We start from the raw sequence: 14,104 nt of genomic DNA on the forward strand, positions 1-14,104 counted from the left end.
GGTCCCGCAATCGGTAAGGACACCGCGCCAGCACGTTGGTCGGTCGTCTGAGGGGGGGCATCAGACCGCAGGCGGTTTCTTGGGCCCTGTATTGGTTCGGTAGGCCGTCAATAGGACCGCTCACCGCGCCTGGCTTGAACCATGCACACTGACGATCTCGACTGGTCCTTGCCCGCCTACGGGCGCGGGACCTTACGCGGCATGGATGCCGCGTAAGAGCCTCCAGGGACGGATTCACGGCGTGTCCCGCGCTGGTAGGCGGGCAAGGACCCTGCAACCAGCAAGCACCACAACGGTCTTTAGCGAATCCCCAATCCCAACTCCCCAATCCCAGCCCCTCAGGCATCCAGCTCCAGCACCATCCGCACCAGTTCCGGCGAATCCGGATGCGCCTGCGGCTTGAAGCCCAGCGATTCGGCCAGCTGCAGCATCGGGACGTTGCTCTGCAGTACGTCGCCGAACAGGCAATCCAGATACTTGCGGCGCGCCCACTTCACCAGCTTGCGCATCAATTGCCGGCCCAGGCCCTGGCCGGCGACGAAGCTGCTGACCAGGATGGTGTATTCGGCCTGGCGGGTGCCCGGCACCAATGCTGCGCGCGCCACCGCACCGACCAGGGCTTCGCCCGGGGGCAACTGCTCGGCGGCGACCAGCACGATCTCGGTCTTGGGGTTGGGATGGGTCAGGCGCTGCACCATCTCCGGGGTGATTTCGGCGGAGGAGCGTACGAAGCGCGCGCGGATTTCCTCCGGTCCCAGCAGGCTGAATGCCCCTTGCAGCGGCGGGCCGTCCTCGGGACGGATCGGGCGGAGCAACAGGGTGCGGCCATTGGGCAGGCTGAAGTTTTCATGCCAGGGAGGCATGCGATTGCGAATGGCCATGACCGGTGTTCCTTAAAGATCGGAAGATTCTGGCACCAGCCCGGCGCGCAACCATGAATGAATCCGGTGCGCCGCTGAGGGCCATCAAGGGGTGGCAGTGCTTCCCAGACAACTGTAACGAGCGGAGCCGTGAGCCGGTCGTGAGCTTGCCCGCGCGCGATCACCCCCGCAGTTGCCGCCTGTTGGCGAGGGCTGGATGGCGGCCTGCTGGATCGATCACGCCTGTTTGAGACCAGGCCCGGCGGTCGCGCCAAGGCCGTGCCTCATGCCAATGCCAGGCTGCTGCGGCCGTCAGCCAGCAGCCGATGCGCACTGACGCCGCTGCAAGGCACACCGTGCGAGGTGTGCAATCGCCGCACAGCGGCCAGGCGAATGCTGCACGGATTACGGGTGTATCAGGCGTCCTGGCGCAGCCATTCCAGCCGCGTGGAAGCGCCAAGTTCGCCAAGATGCTTCTTGAGCACCGGCAATGCCGGTGCCAGCACCTTGTCGAATTGCCAGGGCGCGTTGACGATCAACAGCCCGCTGCCGGTCAGGCGCAGCGGCGAGTCGTCCGGGCGCACCTGCAACTCGGCCACCAGCACCGACTTGGCCGGCAACGTGGCCGCTTTGCGCATGAACGGCTGCAGGCTGCGACGCAGCTTGATCGGGTACCACACCATGCAGATCGCCTGCGGCCAGCGCGCCAACGTCTCGCGCACGCTATGGATGATCTGCTGGTATTCGGCGTCCTGCGACTCGTACGGCGGGTCGATCAGCACCAGCCCGCGGCCGATCTTGGTGTCGCCGGCGCGCGGCGGCAAAAATGCGCGGATGGCCGCATAGCCGTCGCCGGCATGCACGCGCACGCGGCTGTCCTTGACGAACAGGGTCTTGAGCGCCTCCGCCTCGTCCGGCTGCAATTCGCAGAACGCCATGCGGTCCTGCTCGCGCAGGGCCTGCGCGGCCAGCAGCGGCGAGCCGGGGTAATGGTTGAGCTGGATGCCGGCGGTGGGGCGGGCCGGCTTTTGCCCAGGTACGGCGGGGCGGGCGACGGTCTGGTTGTCGGCCTGCACCGCACGCAGATAGCGCTCGACCACCTCCGGCAAGGTGGACTCGGCCATCAGCCGCATCACGCCGGCATCGGCTTCGTTGGTCTTGCGGCTTTCTTCGCCACCGAGCTGGTAGCGGCCGCGCCCGGCGTGGGTGTCGAGCACGAAGAACGGGGTGTCCTTGCGCTTGAGGGTGTCGATCAGCGCCAGCAAGGCGATGTGCTTGAGCACGTCGGCATGGTTGCCGGCATGGAAGGCGTGGCGATAGTTCATCGGGGAAGTGTAGAGCGTGCGCGGCCCTTTGCGCTGCGCGCGGGTGCGCGGCGTGGCGGGATGCACCAGCGGTATGGGCTTGAGGGCGTGGCGCCGGGAGCGCGCAGCTACCCCGGCCATCTGTTGCCAACGTCTTTTGCCGACGCTTGCCTGCGTGCCGCGGCCTGGCAGCGTGCGCGCTATGGGCCGCGCCGGCATGCGGCTATGCTGCGCGCCATGTCCGACTCTCCCGCCCGCGTGCTCGTTGTCGAAGACGAAGCCGCCATCGCCGATACCGTGCTTTACGCGCTGCGTAGCGAAGGCTATGCGGCCGAGCATTGCCTGCTGGGCCGCGACGCGCTGGCGCGGCTGCGTGCCGACCCGGCCGATGTGGTGGTGCTGGACGTGGGCCTGCCGGACATCAACGGCTTCGAGGTGTGCCGCAGCCTGCGCAGTTTCAGCGAGGTGCCGGTGATCTTCCTGACCGCGCGCAACGACGAGATCGACCGCGTGCTCGGGCTGGAGCTGGGCGCCGACGATTACATGGCCAAGCCGTTCTCCCCGCGCGAGCTGGTGGCGCGGGTGCGCGCACGTCTGCGCCGCCGAAGCGTGGCAGCAGTGGCCGAACCGGGTTGGCAGCCGCATGGCGCGTTCGCGATCGACCGCGACGGTAGCCGCATCCGCTACGGCGATGCCTTGTTGCCGCTGACCCGTTACGAATACGCGTTGCTGGCCGCGTTACTGCAACGCCCCGGTGCGATCCTGAGCCGTGCGCAGTTGATGGATCGCTGCTGGGACGCCAGCGCCGACAGCGCCGATCGCACCGTCGACACCCATATCAAGACGCTACGCGGCAAGCTGCGCCTGGCCGGCGTGCCGGCCGACCCGATCCGCACCCATCGTGGCCTTGGCTACGCCCTGGAGCTGTAGTCGATGGACGGGCATGGGTGTGGTGCGTTGAACCGAGTGGGGTGCTGACATGCGGCTCGGTCTCAAGCTGTTTCTGGGCTTCTTCCTGATCGTGGGTCTGGCCGCGTTCTTCGTGATGCGGGTGTTCGTCAACGAGGTCAAACCCGGTGTGCGTCAGGCGATGGAATCCACGTTGGTGGATGCGGCCAACGTGCTGGCAGAAATGGCCAGCAGCGACCTGGCCGCCGGGCACATCGTCGACGGCCGCTTTGCGCGCAACCTGGCGCAGGCGCAGCAGCGCGACCCCAAAGCCTGGGTGTGGCGCTTCCGCAAGAACAATGTGGATTACCGCGTCACCGTGACCGATGCGCGCGGGGTGGTGGTATTCGATTCGCTGGGCCGCGATGTGGGCCGCGACAACTCGCGTTGGAACGATGTCTACCGCACCTTGCGTGGCGAATACGGCGCGCGTTCCAGCCCGGAACTCGATGGCGACCCTAAAGCCACCGTCATGCATGTGTCCGCACCGATCTACGCGCCCGACCAACCTGGCAAGTTGATCGGCGTGCTCACCCTGGCCCAGCCCAATCGCAGTATCGACCCGTTTATCGAAGCCAGCCAACGCAACATCCTGCAGCGCGGGGCCTGGTTGATCGGTATTTCCGCGTTGATCGGCATCCTGATGACCTGGTGGCTGATGCGCGGCATCGGCCGGCTCAACCGCTATGCGCAGGCCGTGAGCGCCGGCATCCCGGTGCCGCCACCCAAACCGCGCGGCGATGAAATCGGCGACCTCGGCCAGGCGTTGGAAACCATGCGCCGCAAGCTGGAAGGCAAGGCCTACGTCGAGCATTACGTGCAGTCGCTGACGCATGAAATGAAAAGCCCGTTGGCGGCGATCCGTGGCGCATCGGAGTTGTTGACCGAGCCGTTGCCGGAAGCCGATCGCCAGCATTTTGTCGCCAGCATCCGCGCGCAGGAACAACGGCTCACCGAGACCATCGACAAGCTGCTCGCGCTGGCTGAGGTGGAACAACACGGTCGGCTGCAGACGCGCGCGCGCATCGCTGTGAGCAGCGTGCTGCAAGCGGCGTCGGAGGCGGTTGCGCCGCGCGCCGCCACAGCGGGTGTGCGGCTGGAGAGTGCCGCGCCGCCCGATTCGAGCGGCGAGCAGCACGTGTCTGGCGATGGATTTTTGTTGCGTCAGGCGCTGATCAATCTGCTGGAAAATGCGATTGCGTTTTCGCCGCAGGGCAGCAGTGTGCAGTTGCGTGCGCACGTACATGCAGGGCACTGGCAGCTGTCGGTCGAGGACCGGGGCAGTGGGGTGCCGGACTACGCCATCGAACGCGTTTTCGAGCGCTTTTACTCGTTGGCGCGGCCGCAGACCGGGCAACGCAGCTCCGGCCTCGGCTTGCCGTTCGTGCGCGAGGTGGCACGCCTGCACGGTGGCGACGTGGCGCTGGGTAATCGCGACGGTGGCGGTGCGATTGCGACCTTGCGGCTGCCGATCGGCTAAGCGCGGCTGACACGACGTCGCGAGCAGTTGTCAGGTGAGTGTGGACGGCGCGCTCAGATCCGGAGAGAGGGCCATGCCGCATCGGCCACGCCCGCCTGGCGGTGAGCGCAGGCATGTTGTTGGCCGATCTTGGTGTTAAGTAGAGCTTGTGCAGCAGTAGGACGCCGAGAACGCACCATCGCCGCACGAAATGTGGCATGCGGAACACGGAATACGGCATGCACCAGCGCACATGCCGTATCCGTATCAGCCGCACATCGCAGTGCGCATCCGCGGTGCGCTAGTGCACCACGTCGGCGCCGGTGACGTCCTTGGCCACCACCGACCAGGACAGCTTGCCAAAGCCTTTGTTGCCCCACTCGGTGCCCCAGCTGTTTTCGACGATCAGCCCTTCGCTGTCGTAACCCAGCGCGATCACCGCATGCCCGCCCAGGATCGGGGTCTTGATGTCGTAGTCGACCTGATTCTTGGGGGTGAGGTCCTCAAAACCCTGCCGCACATAGAAGCCGATGGCGACCGGCGTGGAGGAGGCCAGCGCCAGTTTGATCTGTTCGATCAGGGCGCGCCCGCCATCGCCGTTGCCCGCATACAGCACAGTGTATTTCCGGTAGGGCGTGGGGTTTTTGGCGGCGTTGGCGTGGTCGGCGGCGGTGGGTGGGTTCTTCCAGTTGTAGTTGCCCCACGAATAATGCTGCTCGGTAGCGATGCCTTGCGCCAGCGCAACTTCCAGCGGGGCTTCCAGCGTGGAGCCGTCATCGACGCCGCCGTTGACCTGGCTATAGAGATACATCGGGGCAAAGCGGGTTTGCGCCTGTTTGCTTGCATTGGCGTACCAGCCGGTCAAGGTGTGCGCGGTAGCCCACGACGCACACGATCCCACCTGGCCCTGATCGCCCGGCGTGATCGCCCAGGCGGTCAGATCCACCGAGGCGGGAAGGGATTTGGCCGCGCTCGCGGTTCCGAATAGCGGGGTGACCGGCTGCATCAACGACGATGGCTTCAAACCCATTCCGTGCGTTGCCGCCTGCGCTGCGGCGGAGGACAGGCTCAGGGCGGCGAGCACGCAAAGCGCAAGTGAACATTGCTTGTTCATGGAAGACAGACTCCAGGGAGTAGAGGAATGCAGTCGTGCGCACTGTTGGAACCACGGCCGGCAAGCGGGCACACGGGTGGGACGACACCGATGCGGTGCACGCAAAGAAAGAGACGCCGAAGACCGACAAAACCAGAAAGCCGTAAGCGGAATAACTCAGGAAAAGAAGGGATGGCCCTGAAGTGCGTAGCTGCGTGCTTATCCTTGCGCCTGGCGCGAAAGAACGCGGCGGTGATGCGAAGTGTCATCACTGAAACGGAAGCGTGCACTGGGCCTGCGTTGCACTTTTAAAGCGTGACAACGCGATTTCCTGACTGGGTCACAGTGTCGGCCGGCGCGCGTGCAGGAGCGGCACTTCACATTCGCTTCAAATTCGCCTCAAACCCTGGACACCGTCGCCTTGCACCCTGACCACCTCCCAGAACGAGGATGGCCGATGAAATCCCTGAAACTGTTGTTGCGGTTCGCCACCATCGGCGGGCTGATCCTGTTGTTGCTGATTCCCTTGTTGCTGATTCGCGGCACCGTGCAGGACCGTGCGCAGTACCGCGACCAGGCGGTGGAGCGGGTGGCGCAGAGCAAGGCCGGCGAGCAGCAGTTCATCGCACCGGTGCGGGTGCTGCCATACACCGAAGATGTGCAGGTGACCGAGCCGGACGAGGAGGGCAAGTCGCACAAGGTCTGGCGCAAGCGCGATGGGCAGCTGCTGCAGACCCCGCGCACGCTCAACCTGAGCGGCGAGTTGATGCCGTCCGAGCGCAAGATCGGCCTGTTCCGCGTGCAGGTGTATTCGTGGAAGGCCAAGCTCAAGGCAGAATTCGACCCGCTCGAGTATCCGGCCGTGGCCGGGCGCAGCTATGGCCAGCCGCATCTGGCCGTAGGCATCTCGGACGTGCGTGGCTTGGTCGGCACACCAACGCTGCGGGTGGACGGCCGCACGCTGACGCTGGAAAGCGGCGCTGGCGGCCTGGCATCACGCTCGGCCGGCATTCACGCCGATCTGCAGCCCTTGGGCGATCCGCTGGCCGGCAAGCTGGTCGATGGCAATGCGGTGGATATGGCATTCGTGCTGGATGGCACGCGCAGTCTGACCATCGCGCCGATTGCCGACAATAACGACATCGCGCTGCGCTCGGCCTGGCCGCATCCGTTGTTCGGTGGGCGCTTTCTGCCGAATGCGCCGACCATCAGCGAGCGCGGCTTCGATGCGAGCTGGTCGCTGTCGTCGCTGGCAACCGGTGCGCAGACGCAGTTGCAGTCGTCGCAGTCGTCGCTGGATACGCTGGAAGTGCGCCTGGTCGACCCGGTGGATGTGTACACCCAGGCCGATCGCGCCAGCAAATACGGAATCCTGTTCGTGGTGCTGACCTTTGTGGCGTTCGTGTTGTTCGAGCTGATCAAGCGCTTGCCGATCCATCCGTTGCAATACCTGCTGGTGGGCCTGGCGCTGGCGATCTTCTTCCTGTTGCTGTTGAGCCTTTCCGAGCACATCGCGTTCTGGCAGGCGTACCTGGTGTCGGCGGCGGCGTGTATCGGCCTGCAGTTCTTCTATCTGTCCGGCGTGTTGCGGAGCTGGGTACGCGCTGCCGGGTTCTCGGTGATGCTGACGGCGTTGTATGGCGTGCTCTACAGCCTGCTGGTCTCGGAAGACAACTCGCTGCTGATGGGGTCGCTGCTGCTGTTCGGCATCCTGGCCAGCATCATGTGGGTGACGCGTAAGGTCGATTGGTATGAGCTTGGCAACAGCCTGCGCTGAGGTCGACATGCGTGTGCATGCACAGGTGTACCGGCGGGCGCAGCGTTTGCTGCCCGCCGGAATCGACACGGTGGCGCTGCTTCCCGCAGCGCCACTGTCGCAATGGGAAGGCTCGCCGCTGTCTGCGTTGCCGCTGGCGTGCGAGGGTCGCCGTGGGGTGATCGGTCTGCGCCTGCATGCGCGCACGGCGCAGGCCTTGCGTGTGGATGGATGCAGTTTCTTGCAGGCGTCGCGGCAACAGCAGGCGCCGGCACCGGACGCACGTGTGCGCGGCTACGGGCCGTGGCAGCGCTTGAGTAACGGTAGTTATTGGGCGCGCAGCACCGATGCGCTGCTTGGGGTGCTGGTGGCCCAGGAAGAAGCGGCGGTGTGGTTGATGTGGCAACAGCCCGGCAACGCGGCCCAACGCCATGACGGCTGGCTGCGTTGAGACGGGGCAGTGCAGCAGCGCAACGCGGCCAGGCTCGCTTACCATGGCCGTATGACCGGCACCTCCCTGATCGTTGAAACAGTCCACGGCAACGCGGTGTTGCCGTATCTGGATGCGGTAGCGCAGTTGCGCATCGCGGTGTTCCGCGCATGGCCGTATCTGTACGACGGCGATGCCGGCTACGAACGCGACTATCTGACCGCCTATGCTGCCTCGCCCGATAGCGTGTTTGTCCTGGCGCGCGATGGCGATGCGGTCATCGGCGCCTCCACCGGCCTGCCGTTGCTCGACGACAGCGCCGCTTTCCACGCGCCATTCATCGCCGCCGGCATCGACCCGGCCAGCGTGTTTTATTTCGGCGAATCGGTGTTGTTGCCGGCGTATCGCGGGCAGGGCATCGGCCATGCCTTCTTCGACAGGCGCGAGGCGCATGCCCGCGCATTGGGCCGCTTTACGCTCGCCGCGTTCTGCTCGGTGGAACGTGCAGCGGACGACCCGCGCAAACCTGCCGACTATCGCCCCAACGATGTGTTCTGGAGCAAGCGCGGTTACGCCCCGCAGCCGGGCATGCAGGTGCGGTTGGAGTGGGCGGAGTTGCAACATGGGCAGATCGACCACAGCTTGAGTGTGTGGACGCGCGCGCTGAAACCTTGAGCGTGGTGCAGTCGATTGCGTTGCTGCGCACGTTTTACGTCGCTATAGAGCCGTTAAAGGAAGCTTGCCGATGAATGCTCCGCTCACCATTGCCGTTGCCAAATATCCGATCGGCAAACCCGTGGATTTCGCTGCCTTCGCCGCGCGCATGTCGGCACTGATCGGCGAGGCTGCGGCTGCCGGCGCGCGGGTGGCGGTGCTGCCGGAATATCTGTCGTTGGAGCTGGCTGCCACGTTCGGCACGCATGTTTCGGCCGGCCTGCCCGAATCGTTGGCGGCCATCCAGGCGCTGCGAACGGCGTGGCTGGAGCTGTTTGCCGGGTTGGCGCGGCAGCACCGGTTGCATCTGATTGCCGGGAGTTTTCTGCTGGATCTGGGCCAGTGCCGCTATCGCAATCGCAGCGACTGGTTCACGCCCGACGGCGGCCACGGTTGGCAGGACAAGCTGCAACTGACCGGGTTCGAAAAAGCCACCGGGCTGATCGAACCGGGCGATGCATTGAAGGTGTTCGAACTGGACGGCGTGCGCGCGGCGATTGCGATCTGCTACGACAGCGAATTTCCGTTGCCGGTGCGCGCGCAGTACGAAGCCGGCGCGCGGCTGTTGATCGTGCCAAGTTGTACCGACACTGCCGCCGGCGCCACCCGCGTGCGGGTCGGGTGTCTGGCGCGCGCACTGGAAAACCGCCTGTTCGTCGCGCAATCGGTCACCGCCGGTGAGGCGCCCTGGAGCCCCGCGCTGGACATCAACACCGGCGAGGCGGCGGTGTTTGCACCGATGGATGTGGGCTTTCCCGCCGACGGCGTGCTGGCGCAAACCGACACAGACACCGTCTGGGCGTATGCCGCGCTGGACTTCGATGCGTTCGAAGCCAGCCGCGCCCACGCGCAGGTGGCCAACGACCGCGATTGGTCGGGGCAGTTGGCGCCGGAAGTGGCGCGTGCCAAGCTGGCCGCGTTCGATTGACCAAGAACGATTGATCCCCTGCTCGCATCGTGCGCAGGCGCGGAGGTTGCAAACGCGGCAGGTGCGCTCAGCACCTGCCGCCGCATGCAGCGCCCGCGCAGCTACGTGCGCAGGCCTTCAATCGCCCAACTTCGTAACACCACCCACCAGGTTCCCATGGCCAAGAAAACCCTGATTCCGCACAGCGTCCGGCTGGAGTTCGCACCCGGCGCGCTGGTGCACAGCAATCTGTCCGGCGCGGCGTTTACCGACGACTGGCTGTGGGTGGCCGGCGACGAAGCCTGCGCGGTGGATCGCCTGCGCAAGCTGCAGCCCACCCAGCGCGAGACGCTGCGCTTCGGCGAGGGCCAGAGTTTCCCACTGGCCGAGCTGCTGGATCTTCCGGGGGAGGACGCAGAAGAAGCCGATCTGGAAGGCATGGGCCTGTCGGACGGCTATCTCTGGGTGATCGGCTCGCATGGCTTGAAGCGCAAGAACGCCAAGCCCGGCCGCGACGATGCCGACAACGCCAGGCGCCTGACCAAACTCAAGCTCGACGCCAACCGCCGCCTGCTGGCCTGTCTGCCGATCGAGTCCGATGCCGATGGCACGCCACGGCTGGTGCGCGAGGCTGCCGATGGCCGCCGCGCGCTGCGGCTCAAGGGCGACGCCAAGCACAACCAGCTCACCGAGCTGCTGGCCGACGACGCGCATTTTGGCGCGTTTTTGAAGATTCCCGGCAAGGACAATGGCTTCGATATCGAAGGCATCGTGGCCGACGGCAAGCGCCTGCTGCTTGGCCTGCGCGGGCCGGTGCTGCGCGGCTGGTCGGCGCTGCTGGAAATCCAAGTGGAAGCGCATGGCGACCATCTGCGCCTGGCGCCGCTGGACGACGACGGCACGCTGCTGCGCAAGCACTTCCTGCAACTAGGCGGGCTGGGCATCCGCGATCTGCATTATTCCGGCGACGATCTGTATCTGCTGGCCGGCCCCACGATGGTGTTGAACGGCGAGATCCGCCTGTTCAAATGGCCGGACGCACGCACCGTGCTGGCCGCCAACCGCGAGCCGGTGCGCTTTCAGCATGCCTTGCTGGAATCGGCGGTGCTGCCGCATGGCAAGGACAGCGACCGCGCCGAAGCCATCTGCAACCTGCCGCCGCAGCTGGCCGGCAAGGTTCCCAGCTGGCTGGTGCTGTACGACGCGCCCGGCCCGGCGCGTAGCGATGGCGAATGCGTGGTGTACGGCGACTTGTTGCGCAATCGCTGAGTCAGGCCGACGCCGGCCGCAGCGTGCAGTGCGCAGCCGGCGGTCGATCTTCAAGGCTTCATCGCTGCGCAGACGCGAGCGGCTGAAGGCGTTGCGCGGCAAGGGCACGGGCGTGCCGGCACCGCCGTCGATGCGCGACGCGGCGCCGCTGCGGCCCCCGACATCACCGCCGCCGCACCTGGCCGGGCAGGGCCACGCTGCGCAAGGTAAAATCGGCGCACTCCCGTTTCGCCGAGCGTTCCATGACCTGCCGCACCCGCTTTGCTCCCAGCCCCACCGGTTACCTGCACATCGGCGGCGCCCGCACCGCCCTGTATTGCTGGTTGGAGGCGCGCCACCGCGGCGGCGAGTTCGTGCTGCGCATCGAAGACACCGACCGCGAACGCAGTACCCAGGCGGCTATCGACGCCATCCTGGAGGCGATGGACTGGTTGGGCCTGGGCTACGACGAAGGCCCGATCTACCAGACCCAGCGCATTGCCCGTTATCAAGAGGTGGCCGAGCAACTGCTGGCGCAGGGCAAGGCCTATTACGCCTACGAAACCCGCGAAGAGCTCGACGCCATGCGCGAGGCCGCGATGGCCAAGCAGGAAAAGCCGCGCTACAACGGCGCCGCGCGCGAGCAGCAGCTGCCGTACCGCGACGACCCCAACCGGGTGATCCGCTTCAAGAACCCGGTCGGCGGCACGGTGGTGTTCGACGACCTGATCAAGGGCCGCATCGAGATCGCCAACAGCGAGCTCGACGACATGGTGATCTTCCGCCCGGACGGCTTCCCCACCTACAACTTTGCGGTGGTGGTGGACGATTGGGACATGGGTATCACCGAGGTGATCCGTGGCGACGACCACATCAACAACACTCCGCGCCAGATCAACATCTATGAAGCACTCGGCGCGCCGGTGCCCAAGTTCGCGCACATGCCGATGATCCTGGACGAGCAGGGCGCCAAGCTGTCCAAGCGCACCGGCGCGGCCGATGTCATGCAGTACAAGGACGCCGGCTACCTGCCGCATGCGCTGATCAATTACCTGGCCCGTCTGGGCTGGTCGCATGGCGACCAGGAGTTGTTCAGCCAGCAGGAACTGCTGGACCTGTTCGACGTCAAGGACGTCAACTCCAAGGCTGCCCGCCTGGACATGGCCAAGCTCGGTTGGGTCAACCAGCATTATCTGAAGACCGACGACCCGGCCAGCATCGCGCCGCAGCTGGAGTATCAGCTCGCCAAGCTTGGTCTGGACATCGGCGCCGGCCCGGCCGCTGCCGATGTGGTGGTGGCGCTGCGCGAGCGCGTGCAGACGCTGAAGGAAATGGCCGAAAAAGCCGTGGTCTGGTACCAGCCGCTGGAAACCTACGACGAAGCGGCGGTGATCAAGCACCTGAAGCTCGGTGCGGAAGTGCCGCTGGGCAAGGCGCGCGAGATGCTGGCAGCGCTGAGCGAGTGGAGCGTGGAGAGCGTGTCGGCGGCGCTGCACGAGGCCGCCGCAGCGCTGGAACTGGGCATGGGCAAGGTCGCCCAGCCGCTGCGGGTGGCCATCACCGGCACCCAGGTCAGCCCGGACATTTCGCAGACGGTGTACCTGGCCGGTCGCGAGGGTGCCTTGAAACGCATCGATGCGGCACTCATCAAGATTGGAGCGGCCTGACGCCGGAGCCTGTATGACCAAGCACACGCACACCCAAACGCACGACCAGGACCATGCCTGCACGGCCCCGCATCATCACGTGGACGATGCCAACAGCTTCGTGCGGGCGGTGGAGCGCGCCTGCAGCGAGCGCGGCCTGCGGCTGACGCCGATCCGCGCCAACGTCCTGCGGCTGATCGCCGATGCCGGCAAACCGGTCAAGGCGTACGAACTGCTGGACTGGGTGCGCGAAGGCAAGGGCGTGGGCGCCGATGCCCCGCCTACGGTGTACCGCGCGCTGGATTTTTTGATGGCCAATGGCTTTGTGCACAAGCTCGAATCGGTCAACGCCTTCGTCGCCTGCCACCACCCCAATAGCGCCCAGCATTCGGTGCCGTTTTTGATCTGCGACCGCTGCCATAGCGCCGTGGAACTGGAAGACCGCGAGGTGGTGGCGCAACTGGAAGCCCGCGCCAAGGCGCTGGGATTCCAGCCGCAGGCGCAGACGCTGGAAGTGCATGGCCTGTGCGCCAAGTGCGCGGTGGCGGAGTAAGCCCCCCGCCAGCTCGCGCAACGCGCGGCTTCGGCACGCCTGCGGCGCGATGCCATGGCTGCAGTGTGCGTAGGGATGCAGTGAGGGGGCAGCAGCGCGCAGATGGTTGAATGCGGCAGATCACCGGTTCCGATGCCGCCAAGTGGCGGCACCATGCATGTCGTTGCGTGGTACAGCAATGCGTTGATGGCCCGCCGCGTTCAAGCCAGCGGGTCATCGATCATCGGTCAGTGAGTGCTGGCTTTTCCGATGCCTGACCTGCGCGCCACGTCACCGACATTTCAATCCCGCTACGGCGCATGGAGTTCACGCAGCGCCTCCAGGCCGGGTTGAAACAGCGCGTTCGTTGCGCCGGTTCCATGCCTGATCGCGCTGACGGCGCGGTCATTTCAGTGTTGAACCACCACACAAGCCAATGCACGCGTGATGCGCCCGCCTGCGCAGGTGATGGTGCGCGCAGCACAAACCGCAACGGCGCGGATGCAGCGCTTTAGGCCGTCTTGCCCGCCTCGCAGCCATACGCCGCCAGAAACATCTCCACCGCGCGTTGCGTGGCGTCGCGCAGATACTCGGGCGACGGATCTTTCAGCGCGCCGAACAGGCAGGGCATCAGCGTTTCCGCTTCAAACAGGGCGCCCAGTTGGCGTGCGGCCAACGACGCATCGGTACGCCGCATCAGGCCACGGTCGATCTGCAGTTGCAGAAAGTCGGCGACGCGCTGCATGCCTTCTTCCGGACCGGCATTGAAGAACAGCGCGCCGACTTCCGAGCGGCCGGAGACGCCGATGATGGTCTGCCAGATGGTGATCGAGGAGGGGGCGCACAGGAAGGTGAGGATGTCCTCGCCAAAACGCTGCAAGGCCACGGCAATGGGGCCGCTGCTCTGCGACAGCGCATCCAGCAAGGGGTCGATGTAGCTGTCGGACATGTCTTTGGCAAACGCAACGAACAGCTCTTCCTTGGACGGGAAATAGCCGTACAGCGTGCGCTTGGAGCCGCCGACCCGGGCCGCGATCTGCGACATCGACGCCCCTTCGAAGCCCAGTTCGAGGAATACCTCGCTGGCAGCCTGAATGATGGCGTCGCGCTTTGCTTCGGTTCTGACCCGCATCCCGTCCTCCTGCTAATTCATAAGTATACCAACTGGGCAGAAATGCTTGACGCCCACGGTTGAGCTTATTAGGAT

General features: G+C 65.6%; 13 protein-coding genes and 1 other RNA gene. 9 read left to right on the forward strand and 5 right to left on the reverse strand.

From position 1 onward, the window contains the following. Window positions 1-338: 338 nt before the first annotated feature. Complete coding sequence (locus tag RQH86_RS21630) at window positions 339-881, reverse strand: GNAT family N-acetyltransferase (protein ID WP_055849802.1); 543 nt, start codon at window positions 879-881, stop codon at window positions 339-341. Between the two features lie 395 nt (window positions 882-1,276). Next, window positions 1,277-2,185, reverse strand: coding sequence for a 23S rRNA (adenine(2030)-N(6))-methyltransferase RlmJ (gene rlmJ / locus RQH86_RS21635; RefSeq protein WP_311240664.1), 909 nt, complete (start codon window positions 2,183-2,185; stop codon window positions 1,277-1,279). 204 nt (window positions 2,186-2,389) lie between these two features. Between rlmJ and creB the strand changes: the two genes are divergently transcribed. After that, the gene (creB, locus tag RQH86_RS21640; RefSeq protein ID WP_311240668.1) at window positions 2,390-3,094 is read left to right on the forward strand and encodes a two-component system response regulator CreB; all 705 of its coding nucleotides are present in this window, start codon (window positions 2,390-2,392) and stop codon (window positions 3,092-3,094) included. A gap of 49 nt (window positions 3,095-3,143) precedes the next feature. After that, window positions 3,144-4,592, forward strand: a complete 1,449-nt coding sequence (creC, locus tag RQH86_RS21645) for a two-component system sensor histidine kinase CreC (protein ID WP_311240665.1) — start codon at window positions 3,144-3,146, stop codon at window positions 4,590-4,592. Between the two features lie 4 nt (window positions 4,593-4,596). On the opposite strand, the gene RQH86_RS21650 is transcribed toward creC, so the two are convergent. Then, a non-coding RNA gene (locus RQH86_RS21650) (sX9 sRNA) lies at window positions 4,597-4,667 on the reverse strand. A gap of 205 nt (window positions 4,668-4,872) precedes the next feature. After that, window positions 4,873-5,685 carry a C1 family peptidase gene (locus RQH86_RS21655; RefSeq protein WP_115528502.1) on the reverse strand — a complete coding sequence of 271 codons (813 nt, stop codon included), beginning with the start codon at window positions 5,683-5,685 and terminating at the stop codon, window positions 4,873-4,875. 436 nt (window positions 5,686-6,121) lie between these two features. Between RQH86_RS21655 and creD the strand changes: the two genes are divergently transcribed. The 7 genes from creD to RQH86_RS21690 all read left to right on the forward strand — a co-directional run bounded on the left by creD (window position 6,122) and on the right by RQH86_RS21690 (window position 12,918). Beyond that, window positions 6,122-7,441: a cell envelope integrity protein CreD gene (gene creD, locus RQH86_RS21660; protein WP_311240666.1), complete on the forward strand. Its 1,320-nt coding sequence runs from the start codon at window positions 6,122-6,124 to the stop codon at window positions 7,439-7,441. 7 nt (window positions 7,442-7,448) lie between these two features. Next, window positions 7,449-7,871: a hypothetical protein gene (locus RQH86_RS21665; RefSeq protein ID WP_311240667.1), complete on the forward strand. Its 423-nt coding sequence runs from the start codon at window positions 7,449-7,451 to the stop codon at window positions 7,869-7,871. A 51-nt stretch (window positions 7,872-7,922) separates the two neighbouring features. Then, the gene (locus tag RQH86_RS21670) at window positions 7,923-8,525 is read left to right on the forward strand and encodes a GNAT family N-acetyltransferase (protein WP_115528499.1); all 603 of its coding nucleotides are present in this window, start codon (window positions 7,923-7,925) and stop codon (window positions 8,523-8,525) included. 70 nt (window positions 8,526-8,595) lie between these two features. Continuing rightward, window positions 8,596-9,492 carry a carbon-nitrogen hydrolase family protein gene (locus RQH86_RS21675; protein WP_115528498.1) on the forward strand — a complete coding sequence of 299 codons (897 nt, stop codon included), beginning with the start codon at window positions 8,596-8,598 and terminating at the stop codon, window positions 9,490-9,492. Window positions 9,493-9,648: 156 nt separating this feature from the next. Then, window positions 9,649-10,740: a DUF3616 domain-containing protein gene (locus RQH86_RS21680; protein ID WP_311240410.1), complete on the forward strand. Its 1,092-nt coding sequence runs from the start codon at window positions 9,649-9,651 to the stop codon at window positions 10,738-10,740. A 242-nt stretch (window positions 10,741-10,982) separates the two neighbouring features. Beyond that, a complete protein-coding gene (gltX, locus tag RQH86_RS21685; RefSeq protein ID WP_311240397.1) occupies window positions 10,983-12,386 on the forward strand; it encodes a glutamate--tRNA ligase in 1,404 nt (467 codons plus the stop codon). 13 nt (window positions 12,387-12,399) lie between these two features. Then, entirely contained in the window at window positions 12,400-12,918 is a 519-nt protein-coding gene (locus RQH86_RS21690) for a transcriptional repressor (RefSeq protein WP_055849820.1), read from the forward strand. 490 nt (window positions 12,919-13,408) lie between these two features. Here RQH86_RS21690 and RQH86_RS21695 read toward each other — a convergent pair whose 3' ends face one another. Further along, window positions 13,409-14,029 carry a TetR/AcrR family transcriptional regulator gene (locus RQH86_RS21695; RefSeq protein ID WP_055849822.1) on the reverse strand — a complete coding sequence of 207 codons (621 nt, stop codon included), beginning with the start codon at window positions 14,027-14,029 and terminating at the stop codon, window positions 13,409-13,411. Between the last annotated feature and the right edge of the window lie 75 nt (window positions 14,030-14,104).

Origin of the sequence: Xanthomonas sp. WCS2018Noco2-27, from assembly GCF_031843525.1 — a bacterium.
In the GTDB taxonomy this organism is placed as follows: domain Bacteria; phylum Pseudomonadota; class Gammaproteobacteria; order Xanthomonadales; family Xanthomonadaceae; genus Xanthomonas.

Coding starts and splice junctions, on each gene's coding strand:
- RQH86_RS21690 (WP_055849820.1), top strand. CDS start 12,400: ATGACCAAGCACACGCACACCCAAACGCACGACCAGGACCATGCCTGC.
- gltX (WP_311240397.1), top strand. CDS start 10,983: ATGACCTGCCGCACCCGCTTTGCTCCCAGCCCCACCGGTTACCTGCAC.
- RQH86_RS21680 (WP_311240410.1), top strand. CDS start 9,649: ATGGCCAAGAAAACCCTGATTCCGCACAGCGTCCGGCTGGAGTTCGCA.
- RQH86_RS21675 (WP_115528498.1), top strand. CDS start 8,596: ATGAATGCTCCGCTCACCATTGCCGTTGCCAAATATCCGATCGGCAAA.
- rlmJ (WP_311240664.1), bottom strand. CDS start 2,185: ATGAACTATCGCCACGCCTTCCATGCCGGCAACCATGCCGACGTGCTC.
- creB (WP_311240668.1), top strand. CDS start 2,390: ATGCTGCGCGCCATGTCCGACTCTCCCGCCCGCGTGCTCGTTGTCGAA.
- creD (WP_311240666.1), top strand. CDS start 6,122: ATGAAATCCCTGAAACTGTTGTTGCGGTTCGCCACCATCGGCGGGCTG.
- RQH86_RS21695 (WP_055849822.1), bottom strand. CDS start 14,029: ATGCGGGTCAGAACCGAAGCAAAGCGCGACGCCATCATTCAGGCTGCC.
- RQH86_RS21670 (WP_115528499.1), top strand. CDS start 7,923: ATGACCGGCACCTCCCTGATCGTTGAAACAGTCCACGGCAACGCGGTG.
- RQH86_RS21665 (WP_311240667.1), top strand. CDS start 7,449: ATGCGTGTGCATGCACAGGTGTACCGGCGGGCGCAGCGTTTGCTGCCC.
- RQH86_RS21655 (WP_115528502.1), bottom strand. CDS start 5,685: ATGAACAAGCAATGTTCACTTGCGCTTTGCGTGCTCGCCGCCCTGAGC.
- RQH86_RS21630 (WP_055849802.1), bottom strand. CDS start 881: ATGGCCATTCGCAATCGCATGCCTCCCTGGCATGAAAACTTCAGCCTG.
- creC (WP_311240665.1), top strand. CDS start 3,144: ATGCGGCTCGGTCTCAAGCTGTTTCTGGGCTTCTTCCTGATCGTGGGT.